Annotated in this window: 22 protein-coding genes and 1 other annotated feature; of the genes, 14 read left to right on the top strand and 8 right to left on the bottom strand. The window is 41.3% G+C overall.

Annotated elements, in window-relative coordinates; genetic code table 11:
- Nucleotides 1-188: 188 nt before the first annotated feature.
- From ID12_RS18030 to ccpA, 7 genes are all read left to right on the top strand, one after another.
- Nucleotides 189-2,945, top strand: a complete 2,757-nt coding sequence (locus ID12_RS18030) for a DNA translocase FtsK (protein WP_050827571.1) — start codon at nucleotides 189-191, stop codon at nucleotides 2,943-2,945.
- Nucleotides 2,946-3,247: 302 nt separating this feature from the next.
- Complete coding sequence (gene murC / locus ID12_RS18025; RefSeq protein ID WP_008343047.1) at nucleotides 3,248-4,546, top strand: UDP-N-acetylmuramate--L-alanine ligase; 1,299 nt, start codon at nucleotides 3,248-3,250, stop codon at nucleotides 4,544-4,546.
- A gap of 223 nt (nucleotides 4,547-4,769) precedes the next feature.
- A complete protein-coding gene (locus ID12_RS18020; protein ID WP_008343048.1) occupies nucleotides 4,770-5,186 on the top strand; it encodes a DUF948 domain-containing protein in 417 nt (138 codons plus the stop codon).
- A 29-nt stretch (nucleotides 5,187-5,215) separates the two neighbouring features.
- A complete protein-coding gene (locus ID12_RS18015) occupies nucleotides 5,216-5,686 on the top strand; it encodes a YtxH domain-containing protein (RefSeq protein WP_007501807.1) in 471 nt (156 codons plus the stop codon).
- Between the two features lie 30 nt (nucleotides 5,687-5,716).
- Complete coding sequence (gene ytxJ, locus ID12_RS18010) at nucleotides 5,717-6,040, top strand: bacillithiol system redox-active protein YtxJ (RefSeq protein WP_008343051.1); 324 nt, start codon at nucleotides 5,717-5,719, stop codon at nucleotides 6,038-6,040.
- Nucleotides 6,041-6,254: 214 nt separating this feature from the next.
- Nucleotides 6,255-7,331, top strand: coding sequence for a bifunctional 3-deoxy-7-phosphoheptulonate synthase/chorismate mutase (locus ID12_RS18005; protein WP_017358315.1), 1,077 nt, complete (start codon nucleotides 6,255-6,257; stop codon nucleotides 7,329-7,331).
- Between the two features lie 450 nt (nucleotides 7,332-7,781).
- Entirely contained in the window at nucleotides 7,782-8,783 is a 1,002-nt protein-coding gene (ccpA, locus tag ID12_RS18000; RefSeq protein ID WP_008343056.1) for a catabolite control protein A, read from the top strand.
- 42 nt (nucleotides 8,784-8,825) lie between these two features.
- Here ccpA and ID12_RS17995 read toward each other — a convergent pair whose 3' ends face one another.
- From ID12_RS17995 to ID12_RS17985, 3 genes are read right to left on the bottom strand one after another with little or no spacing between them, the layout of a single operon-like run.
- Entirely contained in the window at nucleotides 8,826-9,986 is a 1,161-nt protein-coding gene (locus tag ID12_RS17995; RefSeq protein ID WP_024718705.1) for an acetoin utilization protein AcuC, read from the bottom strand.
- Nucleotides 9,983-10,624, bottom strand: a complete 642-nt coding sequence (locus tag ID12_RS17990; protein ID WP_041092583.1) for a CBS and ACT domain-containing protein — start codon at nucleotides 10,622-10,624, stop codon at nucleotides 9,983-9,985. Before ID12_RS17990 ends, ID12_RS17995 begins: the two co-directional genes overlap by 4 nt.
- Nucleotides 10,625-10,662: 38 nt before the next feature.
- Entirely contained in the window at nucleotides 10,663-11,295 is a 633-nt protein-coding gene (locus ID12_RS17985; protein ID WP_050827570.1) for a GNAT family N-acetyltransferase, read from the bottom strand.
- 155 nt (nucleotides 11,296-11,450) lie between these two features.
- On the opposite strand from ID12_RS17985, the gene acsA reads away from it, so the two are divergent.
- Together acsA and tyrS are read left to right on the top strand one after the other, a co-directional pair.
- The gene (acsA, locus tag ID12_RS17980; RefSeq protein ID WP_017358310.1) at nucleotides 11,451-13,175 is read left to right on the top strand and encodes an acetate--CoA ligase; all 1,725 of its coding nucleotides are present in this window, start codon (nucleotides 11,451-11,453) and stop codon (nucleotides 13,173-13,175) included.
- A gap of 59 nt (nucleotides 13,176-13,234) precedes the next feature.
- Nucleotides 13,235-13,470 (top strand) — a binding site (T-box leader).
- Between the two features lie 53 nt (nucleotides 13,471-13,523).
- Nucleotides 13,524-14,792, top strand: a complete 1,269-nt coding sequence (tyrS, locus tag ID12_RS17975; RefSeq protein WP_025207805.1) for a tyrosine--tRNA ligase — start codon at nucleotides 13,524-13,526, stop codon at nucleotides 14,790-14,792.
- Nucleotides 14,793-14,920: 128 nt separating this feature from the next.
- Here the strand turns inward: tyrS and ID12_RS17970 are convergent, their stop codons facing one another.
- Nucleotides 14,921-15,262, bottom strand: coding sequence for an antibiotic biosynthesis monooxygenase family protein (locus ID12_RS17970; RefSeq protein WP_007501790.1), 342 nt, complete (start codon nucleotides 15,260-15,262; stop codon nucleotides 14,921-14,923).
- Nucleotides 15,263-15,534: 272 nt separating this feature from the next.
- Here ID12_RS17970 and ID12_RS17965 point away from each other — a divergent pair, with 272 nt between their 5' ends.
- The 3 genes from ID12_RS17965 to ID12_RS17955 all read left to right on the top strand — a co-directional run bounded on the left by ID12_RS17965 (nucleotide 15,535) and on the right by ID12_RS17955 (nucleotide 17,070).
- Entirely contained in the window at nucleotides 15,535-16,113 is a 579-nt protein-coding gene (locus tag ID12_RS17965) for an esterase/lipase family protein (RefSeq protein WP_370648336.1), read from the top strand.
- Between the two features lie 95 nt (nucleotides 16,114-16,208).
- Nucleotides 16,209-16,421 carry a hypothetical protein gene (locus ID12_RS17960; protein ID WP_050827568.1) on the top strand — a complete coding sequence of 71 codons (213 nt, stop codon included), beginning with the start codon at nucleotides 16,209-16,211 and terminating at the stop codon, nucleotides 16,419-16,421.
- Between the two features lie 49 nt (nucleotides 16,422-16,470).
- Entirely contained in the window at nucleotides 16,471-17,070 is a 600-nt protein-coding gene (locus ID12_RS17955; RefSeq protein ID WP_089374141.1) for a cysteine hydrolase family protein, read from the top strand.
- Nucleotides 17,071-17,078: 8 nt separating this feature from the next.
- On the opposite strand, the gene ID12_RS17950 is transcribed toward ID12_RS17955, so the two are convergent.
- The 3 genes from ID12_RS17950 to ID12_RS17940 all read right to left on the bottom strand — a co-directional run bounded on the left by ID12_RS17950 (nucleotide 17,079) and on the right by ID12_RS17940 (nucleotide 19,288).
- Complete coding sequence (locus ID12_RS17950; RefSeq protein ID WP_008343075.1) at nucleotides 17,079-17,639, bottom strand: hypothetical protein; 561 nt, start codon at nucleotides 17,637-17,639, stop codon at nucleotides 17,079-17,081.
- A 235-nt stretch (nucleotides 17,640-17,874) separates the two neighbouring features.
- The gene (rpsD, locus tag ID12_RS17945; protein ID WP_007501777.1) at nucleotides 17,875-18,477 is read right to left on the bottom strand and encodes a 30S ribosomal protein S4; all 603 of its coding nucleotides are present in this window, start codon (nucleotides 18,475-18,477) and stop codon (nucleotides 17,875-17,877) included.
- Nucleotides 18,478-18,787: 310 nt separating this feature from the next.
- Nucleotides 18,788-19,288, bottom strand: coding sequence for a GAF domain-containing protein (locus tag ID12_RS17940; protein ID WP_041092574.1), 501 nt, complete (start codon nucleotides 19,286-19,288; stop codon nucleotides 18,788-18,790).
- 126 nt (nucleotides 19,289-19,414) lie between these two features.
- Here ID12_RS17940 and refZ point away from each other — a divergent pair, with 126 nt between their 5' ends.
- Entirely contained in the window at nucleotides 19,415-20,080 is a 666-nt protein-coding gene (gene refZ, locus ID12_RS17935; protein WP_008343081.1) for a forespore capture DNA-binding protein RefZ, read from the top strand.
- Here the strand turns inward: refZ and hisJ are convergent.
- The gene (hisJ, locus tag ID12_RS17930; RefSeq protein ID WP_050827565.1) at nucleotides 20,050-20,865 is read right to left on the bottom strand and encodes a histidinol-phosphatase HisJ; all 816 of its coding nucleotides are present in this window, start codon (nucleotides 20,863-20,865) and stop codon (nucleotides 20,050-20,052) included. The two genes, refZ and hisJ, sit on opposite strands and share 31 nt — an antisense overlap.
- 336 nt (nucleotides 20,866-21,201) lie before the next feature.
- On the opposite strand from hisJ, the gene ezrA reads away from it, so the two are divergent.
- On the top strand, nucleotides 21,202-22,905 hold the full coding sequence (gene ezrA / locus ID12_RS17925) for a septation ring formation regulator EzrA (RefSeq protein WP_050827563.1): 1,704 nt from the start codon (nucleotides 21,202-21,204) through the stop codon (nucleotides 22,903-22,905).
- Nucleotides 22,906-22,919: the final 14 nt, after the last annotated feature.

Below are 22,919 nucleotides of genomic sequence, written 5' to 3'. Positions count from 1 at the left end.
AAACGGGTACAAATGAGCGAAGAATGTGTTATACCAAAAGTCACTAAGTATGTACTTAGTGACTTTTTTTCATCTACAGACAGCATGAACAGCAAAGTGTAGCACTTTTCTTGCTTTTCTGCATGAAAAAGCAATGGTATACTAAAAATCGCCCAAGAAAACGTAAGGGGAGTTAAAGTGAGTGATAAATGATGAGTTGGTTAGATAAATTTTTTAGTGTATTTTTAGGAGAAGAAAAAAAAGAAGAAAAAGCTGAGAGGCCTGAAACAGGTCCGATTGCACCAAAGCAGCCAGCTGTTGAACAGCATAAAGAATATAAAAAAGTTGAAGATACGAAAGTGTATTATGAATATCCAAAAGGCAATTTCCGCTTTCCTCTCGTTCCAGATGAACCTGCACGTGAGGCAGCAAAGCAGCAAGAAAGAAGGCGCACGCGGCCAAGTCAGCCAAAGGCAAAGCAGACGACCTATCAGCCAAAACAAACGGTGCAGCCTGATCTCAATAAAAAGCCTTTTAAACCAGAGCAAATCCCTTCACCCATCTATGGCTACCACCAGGATATGCGTCCAAAACATGCAGCAGCCAAAGAAGACACATCTTCTGTCAAAATGAAATCGGCAGAAGAAACGTCACAGCGTGTCACACTATTATCAGAAGAAGCAGAGCGTGAACGGAATGTAAGACAGCAAATGAACATCCCGTCTATACGAAAAGAACAACGGTTGGAAGACATGATGTCAGCCCAAACAGAAGAACAAGTAGAGAAGCAACCTGTCACGACGCCGTTTACTTTGCAAGAGGAACTCGCTTATCAAGATCACGTTCAATCAACGATGGAACGTTTATATGACGAGCCTTTCAGTGAGACAGAGGATCAAGATCAAGCTTTGTCACAGACCAAAGACGATCGGGAAGCATTCTTACATATGGAGCAAGCTGAAGCATCTAAAGAGCCTCTAGAGATGGAGCAAGAACAGGCAGTCACCGTTGAACAAGAAGAGCCGATGATTCCGCTTGAAGATGAAGCTGAGAAAAAAGAGAGCTTTACATTTGAAACAGCTGAAAGCGCATCACCAGCACTCGACATGGAGATAGAAAGCCCAGTAGAAGAAACTGCGGTGCTGGAAGAGAAGAACATAGAGGCTATGGAGGAAAGAGCAGAGGCTGCATGGATAGAAGAAAGTCAAGCAGACGTGTCAGCGGCAGCATTTGAACATGAAGAACCGGTGATCATACAGGATTCGCAAGATGATGATTCTATGCCGGAAGAAGAAATAACAGATGATGAAGTCATGCCAGTTGAAGAAGCATCAGATGAATTCGCTGACTCTGGACAAGCAGAGATCGCCGCGGATATGGCAGAGCAGCATGAAGAAACGCCCGAAGTAAAACGAGAAGCACCGAATCGTGAAGAACCAAAACCGTCTTCTCCACAGCCAAAGCGCTCAAGCGGTCAAACCTCCACCGTTCCTTTTAACGTCATGATGTTAAAAAGTGATCAGCGCGTGCAAGGACAGAAGAAAACGGCAGATGCACAAGGATATGTATTTCCGAGTTTAGCTCTTCTAGACGTTCCGCCAGCACAAAAAGAAGAGGACGGAACATGGGTGAAAGAACGGGCAGAACTGCTCAATGCCACACTGAAAAACTTCAATGTCAGAGCAAGTGTTGTTCATGTGACACAAGGTCCTTCTGTTACAAGATTTGAAGTGCATCCTGAACCAGGCGTGAAAGTGAACAAAATTACAAACCTGTCAGATGATATCAAACTCAGTTTGTCTGCAAAAGATATTCGAATCGAAGCGCCGATTCCTGGGAAGAACACGATTGGAATCGAAGTGCCGAACCTTCACAGTAAAATGGTTTTCTTGAGAGAAATGATCAGAAGCAGTGCCTTTAGAGACAATCCATCTCCATTAACGGCGGCGCTCGGATTGGATATTTCCGGTCAGCCCGTTGTGGTTGATTTGCAAAAAATGCCGCACGGCTTAATTGCCGGAGCAACAGGTTCAGGGAAAAGTGTCTGTATTAATACCATTCTCGTAAGCCTGATGTTTAAAGCCTCACCTGATGAAGTGAAAATGCTGTTAATCGACCCTAAAATGGTTGAACTGGCGCCGTATAATCACATTCCGCATCTTGTGAGCCCAGTCATTACCGATGCCAAGACAGCGACAGCCGCCTTGAAATGGGTAGTAGATGAAATGGAAAGACGCTATGAACTGTTTGCACACTCTGGTGTGAGAGAAATCAAACGATTTAACGAACTGGTGAAAGAAAAACAAATGGGTGAAAAACTGCCATATCTCGTCGTTGTCATTGATGAGCTGGCTGATTTAATGATGGTCGCACCAAATGAAGTCGAAGAAAGCATTTGCCGAATTGCCCAAAAAGCAAGAGCATGCGGGATTCACTTACTCATTGCGACGCAAAGACCTTCTGTTGATGTCATTACAGGCCTCATTAAAGCAAACATCCCAACAAGAATTGCTTTCTCTGTTTCAAGCCAAGTGGATTCAAGAACGATCATTGATATGGCAGGTGCTGAAAAGCTTCTCGGAAAAGGAGACATGCTGTTCTTAGAAAATGGCTCTGGCAAACCGACAAGGCTACAAGGGAACTTTGTATCAGATCGAGAGATTGATGAAGTGGTAGCGCATGTGAGAAAACAGCGCAAACCTGTGTTCCTTTTTGAACAGGAAGAATTGATGCTCCAAGGCTCTGCCATTACAGACGAAGATGAATTGTTTATGGACGCATGCAGGTTCGCCATCGAGCAAAATAGTGCAAGTACATCCAGTTTGCAAAGAAGATTTAGAATTGGCTACAATCGAGCAGCAAGATTAATTGATATGATGGAACGTGAAGGAATGATCTCTGGTGCAAAAGGCAGTAAGCCAAGAGAGGTCCTCATGACACTGAGTGACTTAGAACAATTGATCTAAACAAACCACTTCATTTTTTTGATAAACATGGTATGATAGCACATAGGTGCAATTTTTGAATTGGACGCTTTTCGCATGCCTGTCTGAACGCTTTTTAATGAAAATGAGCGAAAGCAGGTGTTAGAAATGGGAAAGTTGTCGGATACTAATCATAGTTAATATTGATTAGAATAGGAAGATCGGAAAAAAATCTTTATTTGGAGCTGCGATTTGTGATCAGCTAGAGACAAAAATCACAAGTTGCAAATTGAAATGAGCGTCATATACTGTAAGTCAGATAGACGTTTGTTGGAGGTACAATTATGACTGTTTATCATTTTGTTGGAATAAAAGGGACAGGTATGAGTCCACTGGCCCAAATTCTTCATGATACTGGGTATACTGTCCAAGGATCGGATATCGAAAAACATATCTTTACACAAAAAGCATTAGAAGAACGAAATATTAAAATTCTTCCATTTGACCCAGATAATATTCAGCCAGGGATGACGGTGATTGCAGGAAATGCATTCCCAGATACACACCCTGAGATTGAGCGTGCTCTTTCTGAAGGGATTCCTGTCATTCGTTATCATAAATTTCTTGGAGAATACATGGATTCATTCACAAACGTTGCAATTACTGGTGCTCATGGTAAAACATCGACAACAGGTCTACTTGCACATGTGATGCAAGCGGCAAAACCAACTTCCTACTTAATCGGTGATGGATCTGGAATGGGGAAAGAAAACAGCGAGTATTTTGTATTTGAAGCGTGCGAATACCGCAGACATTTCCTCAGCTACCATCCAGACTATGCGATCATGACCAATATTGATTTTGATCACCCTGATTATTTCACGGATATTGATGACGTGTTCGATGCGTTTCAAAACATGGCACTTCAAGTGAAAAAAGCCATCATCGCTTGCGGTGATGACGAGCATCTGCTCAAGATCCAAGCAAAAGTACCTGTTGTGTACTACGGATTCAATGAAGAAAATGATTTCCAAGCACGAAATGTTGTGAAAAACACAGAAGGCACCACATTTGATGTATTTGTACGTAATACGTTTTATGATACCTTCTACATTCCTGCTTACGGAAACCACAATGTCCTTAACTCATTAGCGGTCATTGCATTATGCCACTATGAAGCCATTGATGTAGAGCTCATCAAAGGTGCTTTAACGACATTTGGCGGTGTGAAACGACGCTTTAATGAAAAAGTAGTCGGTGAACAAGTCTTAATTGACGATTATGCTCACCATCCGACTGAAATTGAAGTCACGATCGAAGCAGCCCGCCAGAAGTATCCAGACCGTGATATTGTAGCAGTCTTCCAGCCGCACACTTTCACTCGTACACAGCAATTTTTAAGTGAATTTGCGGACAGTCTGAAAAAAGCAGACTATGTATACCTCTGTGATATTTTCGGTTCAGCTCGTGAAAACATTGGGAAACTAAGCATTGAAGATTTGCGGGAAAAAATTCCGCAAGCCCAATTGATTGAAGAAGAAGAGACATCTGTGCTAAAAGCACATGAAAATGCGATCTTGGTCTTTATGGGGGCAGGAGATATTCAAAAGTATCTTCGTGCTTATGAGAAAGTCGCAGTATAATTGCCTGTCAAAAAGTGCCGATTCAATCGGCACTTTTTTATTTTGAATAAAATGTGACAAAGGGGCTAAATGTGACAAGATGTGCCGCTTTTTTTCGTTCGCTGTGGACAGGAATTGGCGAATAAGTGTAGAATTATTATTCAATCGGTCATTCTAGGCGATGTTTGAATGATACAACGAGAGGGTATTGAATTGAATATGCCCGCAGCAAAGGAGGTATCAGATGATTATTATTCTCTATTTAAGCGTTGCACTCATCGCAATTGCTTTCCTCATTCTTGTCATCTACTTGTCCAAAACATTGAAATCCTTACAGCTGACATTAAAGAATGTTGCATCAACTTTAGAAGGTCTTGAAGGACAGATGCAAGGCATCACCACAGAGACAGCACAGTTGCTACATAAGACCAATCAGCTTGCTGAAGATATTCAAGACAAATCGGCAAAACTTAACACAGTTGTGGATGCGGTGCAGGGAATTGGCGGCTCGATCAACCAATTTAATACAAGCATAAAGCAGGCAGCTGGTGCGGTTACTTCATCCGTTGAACGAAATCAGGAGAAAGTCACGGATGTGGTAAGCTGGAGTAACGCAGCACTTGAAATCTATAAAAAATGGAAACAGCGTAAACAACAATAATCAACCATTTTCGCATAGGAGGAATAATCATGAGCAAAGACGGAATCAATAGCAAAGACTTTTTGATCGGAACACTTATCGGTGGCATTATCGGTGCAACAACGGCATTATTTTTAGCACCAAAGTCAGGGAAAGAGCTTCGCGATGATTTGAACACCCAAGCGAATGCCCTAAAAGAAAAAACAGATCGTCTTACAACAGATGCAAAGGAAAAAGGCACTGAATATGTGACGATTGCGAAAGACAAAACATCTGAATTGTCTCAGCTCGTAGCAGAGCAGTCAAACCAGATTTTAGACAAAGTAAAAGACATAAAAGATCGTACAGCTGGAAAAGCTAAACAAGTAAAAAGCGAAGCAGAAGATGCTGCAGCAAATATTGCAAATGAAGCTTCAGATGTAGCAGATGAAGCAAAAGTAAGAGCACAAGAAGCAAAAGCAGACATTGAAGACGGCATCAAAGATGTCAAAGAAAAAGTAGAACAATCTACGAAAGGCTAACTCGCTGCTTAAGTTAGGAAGGAGCACATCATGTCTAAACAACTCATAGAAACAGAAGAACAGTTTGATCAACTAACAAATCAAGACGGAACCTTTGTCTTTTTTAAGCACAGTTTGACATGTCCAATCAGCCAAGCTGCTTTTCAAGAGTTTGAAGCGTTTACGTCAGAACATGAGGATGTTCCTGCTTATTTCTTGCAAATTCAAAACACAAGAGAGCTTTCATCCTATGTGACTGAAAAGTCAGGGATCAAGCATGAAAGCCCGCAGGCACTCATCTTTAGCGGTGGCAAAGTAAAGTGGCATGCTTCTCACTCAAGCATTACAAAAGAAGCGCTTGAACATAACATGTAGAAAAACGTCAGCGATTGCTGACGTTTTTTTTATAAAAAAGGTTTACTTGCATCAAAAGTATGCTATAATCTTACACATAATACTTTATCGCTTAAAAGCGTTTGGGTAATAAAGAATTTTTTCGTGACAATTCCGAAATCTTTGTTTATAATAAACCCTATTATAAGAGATCAAAAATAAAAAGCGAGAGCGGGCAGAGGAAAGGATGACAAAAATGAGCAACAATGAATTGGAACAATTGAGACAGCAAGCAGATGAACTAAATCTTCAAATCTTAAAACTGATCAATGAAAGAGGAAACATTGTAAAAGAAATTGGAAAGGCAAAAGAAGCGCAAGGTGTCAACCGTTATGACCCTGTCAGAGAGCGCACAATGCTAAATCAAATTCTTGAAGAAAATGATGGCCCATTTGAAAATTCAACGATTCAACATATTTTCAAAGAAATTTTCAAAGCAGGTTTAGAGCTTCAAGAAGATGACCACAGCAAAGCACTTCTTGTTTCTCGTAAGAAAAAACCTGAAAATACAATTGTAAATATCAATGGAGAAGCGATCGGTGACGGAAAACAACGTTTCATCGTTGGACCATGTGCCGTTGAAAGCTACGAGCAAGTTGCAGAAGTAGCGGCAGCAGCGAAACAGCAGGGACTAAAACTTCTTCGTGGCGGCGCATTTAAGCCTCGCACAAGTCCATACGACTTTCAAGGACTTGGCGTAGACGGTCTAAAAATTCTAAAACGTGTAGCAGATGAATACGGTCTTGCTGTTATTAGTGAAATCGTGAACCCTGCTCATATTGAAGAAGCGATTGAGCATATCGATGTCATCCAAATTGGAGCACGTAACATGCAAAACTTCGAGCTATTAAAAGAAGCCGGTTCTGTGAACAAACCAGTTCTTTTAAAACGCGGTCTAGCAGCAACGATTTCAGAATTCATCAATGCAGCTGAATACATCATCGCACAAGGAAATGACCAAATCATCCTTTGCGAGCGAGGCATCCGCACATACGAAACAGCCACAAGAAATACACTAGATATCTCGGCTGTGCCAATCTTGAAACAAGAGACACATTTACCAGTCTTTGTTGACGTGACACACTCAACAGGACGTAGAGATCTACTTCTTCCAACGGCTAAAGCAGCTCTTGCGATCGGAGCAGACGGTGTGATGGCAGAAGTACATCCAGATCCATCTGTTGCCCTATCTGATTCAGCGCAGCAAATGGACATTCCACAATTCGAAAAATGGTTAGATGCGTTAAGACCACTTGTCAACATTCACGCATAATCATAAATAGAAAAGCCGCCGGATGACAGCCCGGCGGTTTTTTTCATGAAAAAATACGATAAGACTGGCAATGAAAGGAAGAAAACACATTGCAAGCTTAAAACACGCTTGTTCACAATGTTTTCATTTTTAAAATTTGATAGAATCTGCTAAGATCATTGTCATAGCTGACGTTCACGACGACTTTTGGTGAAATATGATTCAATTTACAGGTAACAAGCTCATTAAAGTTTGTTTAATTTAGTTATAAAAAGAAAGGGAACGTTTTCATATGATGAAAAAACGTGTATAATTTCATAAAAGAAGGTCATTTTGATGTAGATTGAAAAATTATGTGTCTCTTTTCATCGTTTTAATGACAAATAGGATATTATTTTCCTCGTATCTGACATGTCTCTATCCAATTGGTGAATGCTATAGATATGAAGTGTATTTGAAGGAGTGATTTATGTGAATAATGTTACAATATATGATGTAGCAAGAGAAGCAAACGTAAGTATGGCAACGGTATCACGCGTTGTTAATGGTAATCCAAACGTAAAACCAACAACAAGAAAAAAGGTGCTTGAAGCAATTGATCGTCTCGGCTACCGTCCGAACGCAGTCGCACGAGGCCTTGCAAGTAAAAAGACTACAACAGTTGGGGTCATCATCCCTGATATTTCAAGTATCTTCTATTCAGAGCTTGCACGAGGAATTGAAGATATTGCGACGATGTACAAGTACAACATTATTTTGAGCAACTCAGACCAAAATACTGATAAAGAACTTCATTTGTTAAACACAATGCTTGGCAAACAAGTAGATGGAATCGTTTTTATGGGCGGAAACATTACAGATGTGCATGTGGAAGAATTTAAGCGCTCTCCTGTACCAATTGTACTTGCTGCATCTGTTGAAGAGCAGGCACAAACACCATCAGTCAACATTAACTATGAACAAGCCATTTATGATTCAGTTCAGCTATTAGTTGAAAAAGGACATAAACGAATTGCGTTTGTATCTGGACCAATGTCAGAACCAATTAACTCTATGAGAAAGCTTGCTGGTTATAAGCGTGCGCTTGAAGAAGCTGGTATCGCGTTTGACGAAGCGCTTGTTGCTGAAGGAGACTACTCATATGACTCTGGTATTGAAGCGCTCGCTAATCTGCTTGAGCAATCTGACAAGCCGACGGCTGTGATTGCAGCTACTGACGAAATGGCGCTAGGTGTCATTCATGGAGCGCAGGACAGAGGCGTATCAATTCCTGAAGATTTAGAAGTGATTGGCTTTGATAACACAAGACTATCCCTCATGGTGCGCCCTCAATTGACAACAGTTGTTCAGCCGACTTACGATATTGGCGCTGTTGCGATGAGACTGCTGACAAAGCTCATGAACAAAGAACAAGTAGAAGATCAAATTGTTGAATTGCCACATAGAATCGAAGAAAGACAATCGACGAAATAAAAAAGAAAGCAGGCTCACTTGATCAGTGGACGCCTGCTTTTTTTATGCCTTTTTCTTTTCTCGTCGAACAGGCATGAGTGCTTTTTCTACCGTTTGTGCATTTTTTTCTGTAATTTCTGCTCTTCTTGGAATCGGTGGATATAGATCGTCAGGATCTAGCCATGTGGATGGAAGCGGAACAGGCGATTGTTTTTCCCATGCCCGAATCCATTCCTGAGGAAGTGCATCTGGTGGTGTGATGCCTTTCATCTCAAGCCAAATGCGGCTCCATGCTCTTGGAACGACACGCCAAATATCATAGCCGCCTCCGCCCACAGCGATCCATTTTCCATCACAATATTGATGCGCCAGCTCATGGGCAATTCTAGGAATTTCCTCATATATTTTCATGGTAGCAGATAAATGCGTCAAAGGGTCATAATAGTGGGCATCTGCTCCATTTTGCGTCAAAATGACATCTGGTTTAAAAAAAGCAGCAATCTCTGTCACTGCTGTTCGATAGGCTTCTAAAAATGATTCGTCTTCTGTAAATGCGTCAAGCGGGATATTATATGCATAGCCATAGCCTTTATCATGACCCCTTTCCTGTACTTGTCCAGTTCCAGGGAACAAATAGCGCCCTGTTTCATGAATAGAAACAGTACATACCTCTGGATCATCATAGAAGCTAAACTGTACACCATCGCCATGATGAGCATCGGTATCAATATATAAAATTCTAGCGCCATATGTCTTTTGAATATACTGAATGGCCACAGAGCTGTCATTATAAATACAAAAGCCAGAAGCACGCCCTTTAAATCCATGGTGAAGCCCGCCGCCAAGATTGAGCGCATGCTGCGAATGTCCAAGCATCACTTGATCAACCGCTGTTAATGTTCCGCCAACAAGGAGAGAAGCTGCCTCGTGCATCCCTGCAAACATCGGGGTGTCCTCAGTGCCAAGACCATAACGTTCCCCCTCTGCGGTGGACAGTTTTCCTTCACTTGCCCGCTGTACTGCTTGAATGTAGTCTGCTGTATGGACAAGCTTTAACTCCTCCAGCGTCGCCATACGAGGTGCGACAATCTCATCATCCGTTAACGCCTTCATTTTTTGAAGAAGATCATAAGTTAAGTAGACGCGAAGCTGATTGAAGGGATGATCTTGGTGAAACTGGTACGTTTGAAAAGATGGTGAAAAAACAAAGGTCGCTTCCTTCATTTGATCGTCTGCTCCATAGGCCAGAGCACTTTATAGCCTTTTGCACGAATCAGCTTCATCACATGATCTGCATGCATCGTTTGAAGGCGGAAGACGAGCACTTTAGAGGCTTCATTGGCATGTGGGTACACGAGTACACTCAGCATTTGAATATGCTGCTCTTTTAAAATGGCCGTAATGTCTGCAAGACCCTCTGTCACTTGCGCTACTTCAACCTCTAAATGTGATCCAGGCTGATCTGCACCTGTTAGTCTTACAAACGTACGAAGTAAATCTGTTTTTGTGATGATCCCTACAAGCTTGCCGCGTCTTACAACGGGAAGACAGCCAATTCCGTGTTCAAAAAAGACACTTGAAATCTCCTCAACGAAATCAAGCGGATGAGCGGTAATCGTCTCTAGCACCATGATGTCTTCAACCGGCCGCTGAATAAAAAGCTGCCTTTTCTCTGTTTCAAAAATACTTGGACTGGCATTTTTAATATCCCGATCTGTCACCATCCCAATGACAGATCCCTGCTCAGATACGATGGGAATATGCCGAATGTGATGTGCACTCATTTTTTGTATGGCTTCTTCAATCGTATCGGTTTTTCGCAGCGTGATCACATCACGCTCCATAATTTGTTCAATCATCATGTTTACCAATCCCCTTTGCCAAAAAAACGAATTGAACGTTAATACATAAAGCGCTGATGGAAGCGAAGACGATCAAAACGCTCGATTGAATCTGGACTCACATGTTTTCCGATCCGTGCCATTAAACAATTGGCTGGATGTGAGCTGATCTCTGGCTCATCTGTTGCAAACCAGACCAGACCACCGGCGTTCATCATTTTCTCCATCATTTTGCGGTACTCCCACACGTTTTTCTTCGTCCCTTTTAAATCCCAATGCCAGTAATATTCGGTTGTAATGATAATGTAATTCTCCATTTGCTCATCCATCATGCTCACATCCAGTAAATGCTTGCCAAGTGAGCAGCCTCTGAATGGAGGAGCGACTTCAATGGCACCGAGCTCAATTAAATTGTCCATGTTGCCTTCTGACCAGCGTTCAAGCGGATCAGGGTACAAATACGTGACATAGCCTACGACAAGCTCATCCACCCTAGCAATGATAATACGTCCTTCAGGAAGATCTGCTATTTCAACAAGTGCTTGTTTCTGTTCTTCAGGCGTGCGAAATGCCGTTAGTCCTTCATGAAACGTATAGTTCGCAAGCTCTGATGCAGGTACCGGTCCTTCAATCAGGATGGTGCCTGTTTCTCTCTCAATTGTTTTTGAATAATAAGTTTTAGGATGCTCCACGTATCCACCGCCTCAAATTCTAGTGAGTCGTCTCTATTCTATCTTAAATCTTGCAATAATTAAAACGGTTTCATCAGAAGTTTTTTAAAAATTGAGAAAAAAAGTCATCTATACTATAATGGTCATTGTAAACGTATGCAAAGGGGGACTGTTTGATGAAAGTGGAAACGCTACCATCAGTAAAAGGGGACTATCATTTAAATGATTATGAGCAAGCATACAAAGAATTTTCATGGGAGGAAGCGAGAAAAAATTTCTCTTGGTATGAAACAGGAAAAGTAAATGCAGCTTATGAAGCGATTGACAGACATGCGGACTCGTTTCGTAAAAACAAGGTGGCGCTTCACTACAAAGATTCACAGCGGGATGAAAAGTATACGTTCAGGGATATGAAAATCAAGACAAACAAAGCAGGAAATCTATTAAGAGAACAGGCACATGTGCAAAAAGGGGATCGCGTGTTTATCTTTATGCCAAGATCACCTGAGCTCTATTTTCTACTGCTTGGTGCTGTCAAAATTGGTGCGATCGTCGGTCCGTTATTTGAGGCATTTATGGAAGGTGCCGTCAAAGATCGTTTAGAAAATAGTGAGGCAAAAGTGATTGTGACAACGCCTGATCTGCTTGAGCGGATTCCGTTTGCAGAACTTCCAAAGCTTGAATCCGTCATCATTGTCGGTGGTGAAAAAGAGGATGCAGGTAGTGTGCGGACGATTCACTTTGAAGAAGCATTTGAGCAGGCAGCGAAGGAGCTTGAAATCGAGTGGATGGATGAAAAAGATGGATACCTGCTTCATTACACGTCAGGGTCCACTGGTACGCCAAAAGGTGTGCTCCATGTTCATGGTGCAATGGTGCAGCAAGGCCAGACGGGTAAATGGGTACTTGATTTGAAAGAAGAAGATGTCTACTGGTGTACAGCTGATCCAGGCTGGGTAACAGGGACGGTGTACGGTATTTTTTCTCCGTGGTTGAATGGAGCGACGAATGTCATTTTAGGCGGCCGGTTCAACCCTGATACATGGTACGAAACGATTGAATCGCTAGGTGTGACTGTTTGGTACAGTGCACCGACAGCCTTCAGAATGCTGATGGGAGCAGGAGACGATCTCATTCAAAAATATGATCTCAGCTCACTCCGTCATGTGTTAAGTGTAGGAGAGCCACTTAATCCAGAAGTGATCCGCTGGGGAGACGCTGTATTCGGTAAACGAATTCATGATACTTGGTGGATGACAGAAACAGGTGCACAGCTGATTTGTAACTATCCATGCATGGATATCAAACCAGGTTCGATGGGGAAACCAATTCCAGGCGTTGAAGCTGCGATTGTGGATAATGCCGGAAATGAACTTCCGCCATACCGGATGGGGAACCTTGCCATCAAAAAGGGCTGGCCGTCTATGATGCATACGATCTGGAACAATCCTGAAAAATATGAATCTTACTTTATGCCGGGAGATTGGTATGTTTCAGGAGATTCTGCTTATATGGATGAAGACGGATACTTCTGGTTCCAGGGACGTGTCGACGATGTCATCATGACGTCAGGAGAGCGGGTCGGTCCATTTGAGGTAGAAAGTAAACTGGTGGAACATCCGGCCATTGCAGAGGCTGGTGTCATCGGAAAACCAGATCCTGTGCGCGGTGAAATTATTAAAGCATTTATAGCGCTTAGAAGCGGATACGAACCGTCTGATGACCTGAAAGAAGAAATTCGTACGTTTGTGAAAAAAGGACTTGCTGCACATGCAGCACCGAGAGAAATTGAGTTTAAAGACAAACTGCCAAAAACACGCAGCGGTAAAATTATGAGACGTGTGCTAAAAGCGTGGGAACTGAATTTACCTGCTGGCGATCTCTCGACAATGGAAGATTAATCACTTCCGTCAGTTGACTTGATATCAAAAGTATGTTAAAAATGACTTTAGTTGAATATGAAAAGGTTTTGACTGAGATTCAGTAGAATCATCTTTCCCTGTCCAAGAGAGCTGACGGCTGGTGCGAGTCAGTACACAGAGATATTCGAATTACCCTCACGAACCGCTTTTACGAAAAGGAGCATATGCTATCTGATTAGTGAAAGAACGGATCTGTCCGTTATCAGTGTAAGTGAAAAGACGTGTTGTTTTGTCTTTTAAGCAGGGTGGTACCGCGATATATATCGTCCCTTCGTTCATTCGAAGGGGCGTTTTTTATGTTGAATTGTAAAAAAAGGAGATTTGGATATGAGTCAATTGATGGAAGATTTATCGTTCAGAGGATTAATTCAGCAGCAAACAGATGAAGAAGGTTTAACAAAATTATTAGCAGAAGAAAAAATCAAGCTATACTCCGGCTTTGATCCAACAGCTGACAGCTTGCACATTGGTCACTTACTCCCAATTTTAACATTGCGCAGATTCCAAGAAGCAGGTCATCATCCGATTGCACTTGTTGGCGGCGCAACTGGACTGATTGGTGACCCAAGTTTCAAAAAAGCAGAACGTTCACTAAACCCAGCAGAAATCGTCGAACAGTGGTCAGAGAAAATCAAAGGCCAGCTCTCTCAATTCCTTGATTTTGAAGCAGGTGACAACCCAGCTGTTATCGTCAATAACTATGACTGGATCAGTCAAATGAATGTCATCACGTTCCTTCGTGATATTGGAAAGAACTTCGGTGTCAACTTCATGCTCGCAAAAGATATCGTCAGCTCCCGTATTGAAACAGGGATTTCGTACACAGAATTCAGCTACGTGATTCTGCAATCGTTAGACTTCTTGAACCTTTATAGAAATGAAAACTGTAAGCTGCAAATCGGCGGAAGTGACCAGTGGGGAAATATCACATCTGGACTTGAGTTGATCCGTAAGTCTGAAGCAGAAGGCGCAAAAGCATTCGGTCTCACCATGCCGCTTGTGACAAAAGCAGACGGCACGAAGTTTGGGAAAACAGAAGGCGGTGCCATCTGGTTAGATAAAGAAAAAACATCACCATATGAATTCTACCAATTCTGGATTAACACAGATGACCGTGATGTCGTGAAATACTTAAAATACTTTACGTTCTTATCAAAAGAAGAGATCGCATCGTACGAAGAAAAAGTGCAAACAGCCCCTGAAAAACGTGAAGCACAGCGCCGTTTGGCAGAAGAAGTCACAACACTTGTGCATGGCCGTGAATCACTAGAACAGGCTGTCAACATCTCAAATGCGCTATTTAAAGGCGAGATCAAATCTCTTACAGCAGAAGAAGTGAAAGTAGGCTTTAAAGATGTGCCATCAATGGAGAAAGACAGTGGAGAAGAATTAACACTTGTTGATGTTCTTGTCGAATCAAAACTGTCTCCATCAAAACGTCAAGCACGTGAAGATATCACAAACGGTGCCGTCTACATCAACGGAGAGAGACAAACCGACAAAGACTATGTCCTTTCAGCTGAAGACCGAATTGAAAACCAATTTACAGTCTTAAGAAGAGGGAAAAAGAAATACTTCCTTGTAACGTATAAATAAATCCTTATGAAACAGTAAGTATCATGAAAAGCACCTCAAATGTTCATATACATTGAGGTGCTTTTCTTTTTTATTCAGAAGTAGGAATTAAGCTTTTACAGAGCGGTTTTCTCTCATTTGTCTGTTTCTTATTCAAGAAGTGAATCTTCGTTTGTATAAGCATGTTCTACCTTACAAATTCGGGTTGTATAGGATTCATACCAATCTTTTTTTCCTTTTTTTTGAACACGCTGATGTGCTGTATGTGCTTTCCATTCTTTGATGGCTGCTAATGAATCCCAGTAAGAGACAGTGATTCCAACACCATGTTCATCTCGTGCACTTTCTATTCCAAGAAACCCGTCTAGTTCTTTCGCTAATTGTTCCATTTTTTGAGCAGCAGCAGCGTATTCTTTCTGCTCAACATTCGTTCGTTTTGATGTGAAAATCACTGCATAGTAAGGTGGTGCAGGTGTTTGAGTAAATAGCATCTAGTAGAACCTCCTTTTGTCTATTCACATTATATATGAAAGATAGAGTGGCTCGTAGTCTTTTTGTTTTAGTTTCAAAAAGACCATGGTGCTTTTTCATTAGGTATTGTGCTGTAAAATCATCTCATAAAACATTACCTTGTTCACTTTTCTGACATATTTTTCTTGTATAAAATAGAGTCGAATAAGATGAATAAGGGGGAATGAAAGTGATTCGATTTAAGAAAAAGAGTTTGCAAATTCTTGTTGCCCTTGCCTTAGTGCTAGGTTCAATGGCCTTCATCCAGCCGAAAGAAGTCAAAGCGGCTGCGCATAATCCGGTTGTGATGGTGCATGGTATGGGCGGTGCGTCTTATAACTTTGCTTCGATCAAACGATACTTAGTATCACAGGGCTGGGATCAAAACCAACTTTTTGCAATCGATTTCATAGACAAAACAGGCAATAACCTGAACAATGGCCCGAGGCTCTCTAGATTCGTGAAAGATGTACTAGCCAAAACGGGCGCCAAAAAAGTAGATATTGTGGCTCATAGTATGGGTGGTGCGAACACGTTATACTATATTAAAAACCTAGACGGCGGAGATAAAATTGAAAACGTCGTCACACTTGGTGGAGCGAATGGACTCGTATCACTCAGAGCATTACCAGGCACCGATCCAAATCAAAAAATTCTTTACACATCTGTCTATAGTTCAGCCGATCTCATTGTCGTCAACAGCCTCTCACGTTTAATTGGCGCGAGAAACGTCCTCATCCACGGCGTTGGACATATCGGTCTATTAACCTCAAGCCAAGTCAAAGGCTATGTGAAAGAAGGATTGAATGGCGGAGGACAGAATACGAATTAAAAAATGAAAAAGACAGCGATTTGTGCTGTCTTTTTTGATGTCATGGTTATATAGGGTCTACTAGGTGTTGCAGAAGGTTTTTAGGAGGATAAAAGATGACGCAAAAACTCAAACAATATTTCTTAGGCTACTTTTTCTATTTCCCATGTTCATTTCTGATTATCTATATGATCTGGATGGCAATCGTCAAATCAGTGCAATGGGCAGAAGTCATATCTAATTGTACATCCATCATTGGTATCTATTACTTAATAGCCAGTGTGTGGTTTGTCTTTTTACTGCAAAAACAGACAAAACATCGTACATAGCCAAATAAAAACATGTACAAATCAACCACCATTCCTTACACTACAAGTAATGATTCAGATTCTTTGGAGGTGGGGATTTGTGCAACAACATCAAAAGGCTTTGATTATGGTTGATGTACAGAAAGCATTCGAGCACGAAAAATGGGGAGAACGGAATAACCTAGATGCAGAGAAGAATATCAGTCGTCTATTGACGTTTTGGAGAGAAAAAGGCTGGACAGTCATTCATATTCAGCATACATCGGATCAGCCGCACTCCTTATTTCATCCAGCAAATGAAGGGCACTCCTTCAAAGAGATCGCCAAACCGCTAGATGAAGAAACGGTCATACAAAAGAAAGTCAACAGTAGCTTTATAGGTACAAACTTAGAGGAACAACTAAGATCAAACGAGATCGACACTGTTGTGATTGCTGGACTTACAACACCGCACTGCGTATCTACCACAACAAGAATGAGTGGAAACCTAGGCTTTGAGACATACCTCATGTCGGATGCAACAGCCGCCTTTGGACTCGCAGATCAAACCGGTACATACTATGATCCAGAAACGATCCATCGCCTTTCACTTGCAACACTGCATGATGAATTTGCGACTGTCCTGACAACAGAGCAGCTCATCACAAATTGGGCAAGCAAAAGCTCCTAGAATCATCTCTAGGAGCTTTTTGCTTGTTCATCCAGCGGCTGTTTTCGTTGTTCAATACTTGAGTATATGAGATCTATTCCAATAAATAAGAAGCTGACAAAGAAAGATAAAATGAGTGTGCCGTGCTCCAAAATGGAGACATTGACTATGTTCATATTAAGTACAAACTTAATTGAGAAATGCACAACGATCCATGAGAGTAGAAATTCAAAGATAAACGTGAACCATTGAGGAAATCTTAGCAAAGAGGAAATTCCTTTACCAATGAATACTAAAAAGATCGACCAAAAAAGAACAATCCCACTGACGAATAGACAGAAGGTCAATAATGAAAGAAATGATGCATAGGTAATATATTCTCCAAAAAGAAAATTCACTCCTAATGAAACAACATAAAGTACAGAACTTGGAATGATGATGACAAAACTAATCGCAAAAAAGATGAGTAAAATGAGGAGAATTTCAGCGATAGCTCCAGGCGCTTCATCGACAACTTTTGTCTTTCTCAAAATCGCATAGATAATAATTGAAAAGAGCATAAGTGCTAACATAAATGAAATAATCGACAAATTGCTTTCCTCCTTAACGTTCTTTACATTATTGTTTTAAGTTGTGAGTTATCCAGTAAATGTAATTGTAAGAGGAAAACGAAAAAGAGTAAAGAGTAATCGGTTTCTAATTTTCTTGTGTGTAAATTTGTAGCTAGAGAGTATCGTACAAAAGACCAAATAAAAAACCCTAGAAATCCTTGAACAATCAAGGTCTCTAGGGTTTGTTTGATCACTCTCTGAGAGAGTCATGAAATTAACGAGAGTAGAACTCAACGATTAGTTGTTCGCTGATTTCAGGCGCTAATTCAGAACGCTCTGGAAGACGAGTGAAAGTTCCTTCAAGCTTTTCAGCATCGAAAGTAAGGTATTCAGGTACGAAGTTGTTCACTTCAACTGATTCTTTCACAACTGCAAGGTTTTGAGATTTCTCACGAAGAGCAATCGTTTGACCTGGTTTCACAGAGAAAGATGGGATGTCTACACGGCTTCCATCAACAAGGATGTGACCATGGTTTACTAGCTGACGAGCTTGGCGGCGCGTACGAGCAAGGCCAAGACGGTATACTAGGTTGTCAAGGCGAGTTTCAAGAAGGATCATGAAGTTTTCACCTTGTTTACCAGGAAGTTTAGCAGCTCTGTCAAAAAGAGTACGGAATTGACGTTCGTTGACACCGTACATGTGACGAAGCTTTTGCTTCTCTTGTAATTGTAAACCGTATTCAGATAGTTTTTTGCGTTGTCCTGGACCATGTGGGCCTGGAGCGTAAGGGCGTTTTTCAAGTTCCTTACCTGTTCCGCTTAATGAAATGCCTAAACGGCGGGAAATCTTCCAACTTGGACCTGTATAGCGAGCCATAATGTGACTCCTCCTTATTGTTTTTATTTGTGAAAAATAAAAACCGTCTGTTCTTTGTCTTTTCCGTCATTATGTTTTCATGCATCCTCGCTCCAGCAGCAGGGAGTTACAAGATGCACCTCCATATAGAAGGAACAAAATGATACAAAAAAGCCGAACAAAAAGGCTGCCATATTTCACACAAACTCTATTATATGACGCCAGATAGGAGAAGTCAACCTATTTAAAGAGAAGAATGTCAAACGTGGTCGGCATTCATCCGGGAAGAAAGCAAAACAAAAAAGCAGACACATTGTCTGCTTTTCAAGCATCATGACGCATCAGTAGAGGCTGATAACGCATTTTGGAGAACCTCTGTAAATTGAACTAAGTACGTTTCATCCACTTCATTGAAACGATCTTTCACTGGACTGTCAATATCGAGTACCCCAATGATTTGTCCATTTACTTTAAGTGGGATCACAATTTCAGATTGCGATGCTGCATCACATGCAATATGACCAGGGAATGCATGGACATCAGCGATACGCTGTACATCACCTGTCGCAAATGCTGTACCGCAAACCCCTTTTCCAGAAGGAATGCGTACACATGCGGGCAGTCCATTGAATGGACCAAGCACAAGTTCTCCGCCTTTTGCTAAATAAAATCCTGCCCAATTGACTTCAGGAAGCGAGTGATAAAGTAGCGCCGCAGCATTGGCTAGGTTGGCAATGAGATCAGGTTCACCATCCGTAATCGCTTCTACTTGCTTGATGAGTAATTGATAGTCTTTCGATGGATCGCCAGACTGTTTTTCGACATGAAACATGAAAATCTCCTACTTTCTATCTCAAAAATACATAACTTGCGTTTCGCATGTGGGATTTGTCGAGCAATGATTAAAGGAACTTCCGCCTTCACCTTGAAGTATGTACACATGAAGAGGGGTGAGCGGATGAAAACATCAACAACCGTGCAAACAAAAGACCGTATTATTGAAGCTGCCATCAGACTTTTTAACCAAAAAGGATTTTCTGGAACCTCTGTCCGTGAGATTGCGAAGGAAGCAAACGTCAACGTTGCCCATATATCTTATTACTTTCAAGGAAAAGGAGGGCTGCTCGAGCAGCTCGTATCCGATTTTTATGAAGGCTATATTCAGATGATTGAATCGCACATCCAGCACATGGAAACCCGTCATGCAAAAGAATGTTTACTTCATGTGGTTTTTGATATTTTATCTTATCAGCATGAAAATCGTCAATTAACCCGTTTCGTTTATCGAGAAGTGACCATTGATTCAACGCTGATCAGGGAAATCATGTCCACCTATTTAACAAAGGAAAAATACTTGTTTCAGCTCATCATTGAAAAAGGAAAAAGCACCCATGTGATTTGTAAGCAGCTGTCACTCTCATCATTTATGATCCAGCTAAAATCACTTCTGATGATGCCTTATTTGCAGCCGCAATATTTAACAGAGGTGCTTTATATCAACCCAAATGAGCCTTACTTTTATCAAACGTACTATAAGGAACTGAGCCGGTCGCTTCATCATCTGTTAGAACCAAATGAACCCGCACTTGATCCTCACCTGAAACTCATGATGTCTTCAAATTGATCATACGCATACCCGAGATCTTCCGCTTGGTGGGCATCAGACCCGAATATGAGCGGAATTTTTTTCTGTTTTGCAAGATCAATCATCCATTGATCTAAATAGATACTTCTGGCATATGTTTTACGAAGACCTGATGTATTAAAATCTAAGGACATGCCTTTTTTTGCCGTTTCTTCAAGACAAAGGGTGACCCTTTGACATAGTTCTGGCGACATTTCGTATGGAAAAAGTTGTTTGAATTTCTGGACAAGGGTGATATGACCGATTCTCTTTGGCTTATATGGACCTAAAGATGATAGAATAGAAGAATGAATTTGGTCATAGTAGCTTTGATAGACGTGTTCGGTGCTGCCATAGATACTGATCAGCTGCTTGAAGGCATGCTCATCAAAATCAAGACAAATATAATCATTGCCAGCAGGAAGAAAGTGAACAGATAAAATGCTATCGTCTAGTTCAGGGCCGTAGCAGTCTAAAAAGGCACTTGTTTCCTCTTCATACTCTTTGATATAGTCGACCTCAAGCCCAGTTTTTACTATTAACTGTCCTTTATATTCCTGTTTCAGCTGATCCAGCTTCGTCAAATAGGCTTCAAGGTCTTGAAGCTTCATGGCACTATCCTGCTCAGGCGTTGGATCTCGAAACGAAGGAGGCAGCGGGGCATGCTCGGTAAAGGTGATGGAATCAAATCCCTTTTTCATTGCTTTTTCAATATAAGAATGAAAAGGATCAAGCGTACCGTGCGGGCAAAATGGCGTATGTAAATGTGCATCTTGTTTCAACATGTCGTCACCTCTTGTCGATATTTTGAAAAACGTCATGTTTATCAGCGAAAATAATGAAAAATCATGACCAAAAATGCTGGTTACATGGTATCATAATAACAATGAAAACGACAGCTTCCGCATACATAAAAACAGGTCACATCAATACATGTGATCAAATGATAGAAAGCCTGAATGACTTTCTTGAAAAAACATACATAAAACCGTGAATGGATCGTATTGGAAAAAATACAATCCTGCTTATAAAAAACAAATGCAAAGCGGACACGAAAGGGTTCTCAGGTCTACTCGGGACACTACCCTGACATCACTTAGATCACAACAAGGGGGCTCATTATGGAGTTTATCATCGGTTTAATTGTCATTTTGCTTGCTTTGTTTTCAGTCGGTTATTTCCTCAGAAAAAATATATATAAAGAGATTGACCGATTGGAAGCATGGAAAATTGAAATTTTAAACAGATCAATTGTAGAAGAAATTTCAAAAATCAAACATTTAAAAATGACCGGAGAAACAGAGCAGTTTTTTGAAAGATGGCGTGCAGAGTGGGACGATATCGTCACAGCCCATCTTCCAAAGGTAGAGGAGCTATTATATGATGCAGAGGAGTATTCTGATAAATATCGATTCTCCAAAGCGAAGCAAGTTCTTGCACATATAGGAGATCTGCTCACCGCTGCTGATTCAAACATCGAAGACATTTTAAAAGAGATTGCAGACCTTGTCACAAGTGAAGAGCAAAACCGAAAAGACATCGAGAAGGTCAAAGAGCAATATCAAACGGTACGAAAAAATCTGCTTGCTTACAGCCATTTATATGGCACCCTTTATGACAAAATGGAGCAAGACTTGGACGAGGCCTGGGAAGGGATCAAGCAGTATGAAGAAGAGACAGAAAACGGAAACTACATGACAGCAAGGAAAATTTTGCTTGAGCAAGACCGCAGACTCGATCAGCTGCAATTATATATCAATGATGTACCGAAGCTCATCGCAGACTGCAAACAAACTGTGCCAGGTCAGCTGACGAAGCTGAAAGACGGTTATAAAGAAATGACAGACAAAGGCTACAAACTAGAGCACATCCAGATCACAAAAGAGCTGGATAACTTGAATAAACAGCTGACCCGGGCGGAGAAGCTGCTGATTGATGAACTCAACTTAGATGAAGCATCAAGCATTCTGCAAATGATTGATGATGCGATTCAGACGCTGTATGATCAGCTAGAAGCAGAAGTAGAAGCAGGTCAGGAAATCAAGAGCAAAATGCCTGAGCTGACCGAGGCATTTGAAAAACTTGAACAAGACCACACGCAGACAAAGGCAGAAACGGCTCTTGTGAAAGAAAGCTACAAGCTGACAGCAGGAGAGCTGGATCAGCAGAAAGCCTTCGAAAAACGATTAGAAGAAATTGAAAAGCTCATGAAGCAAATACGAGAGAAGCTTGATCGTGACCATGTCGCATACACATTATTAATGGATGAAATCAATCAGCTTGAGACCTTTATTGAGGATGCCAAAACGCTTCATGAAGCGTTTAAAGATCACCTTCAATCGTTACGAAAAGAAGAATTACAGGCAAGAGAAACATTGGCTGAACTTAAAACCATGCTGACAGATACAGTGCGCCAGCTGCACAAAAGCAACATTCCAGGTGTACCTGCTGACATCAAAGAACGTGCTGAAAAAGCGCAGGAGATGATTCAGCAAGTGCAGGAGCAGCTAGAAAATTTGCCGCTGAATATGCCAGCAGTGAACCAGCAATTAAAAGAAGCCTCTGAAACAGTCAGACATGTCGTTGATGAAACACATGACATGCTTCGTAAAGTGGATCAAATTGAACGGATTATACAATACGGCAACCGGTTTAGAAGTCAAAACCACATTCTTTCAGAGCAATTAAAAGAGGCAGAACGAAGATTTTATGCCTATGATTATAACGATTCATTTGAAGTGGCAGCAGCAGCTGTCGAAAAAGCATCACCTGGAGCCGTTCAGAAACTTTTAAGTCAGCAAGAAAAAGAATATCAGCATCAATAAAAAAAGCTGAAGTC

This window comes from Bacillus altitudinis, assembly GCF_001191605.1.
Lineage (GTDB): Bacteria > Bacillota > Bacilli > Bacillales > Bacillaceae > Bacillus > Bacillus altitudinis.
Note: the sequence above shows the minus strand (reverse complement) of the source record. Positions and strands in the feature narration are given on the sequence as shown.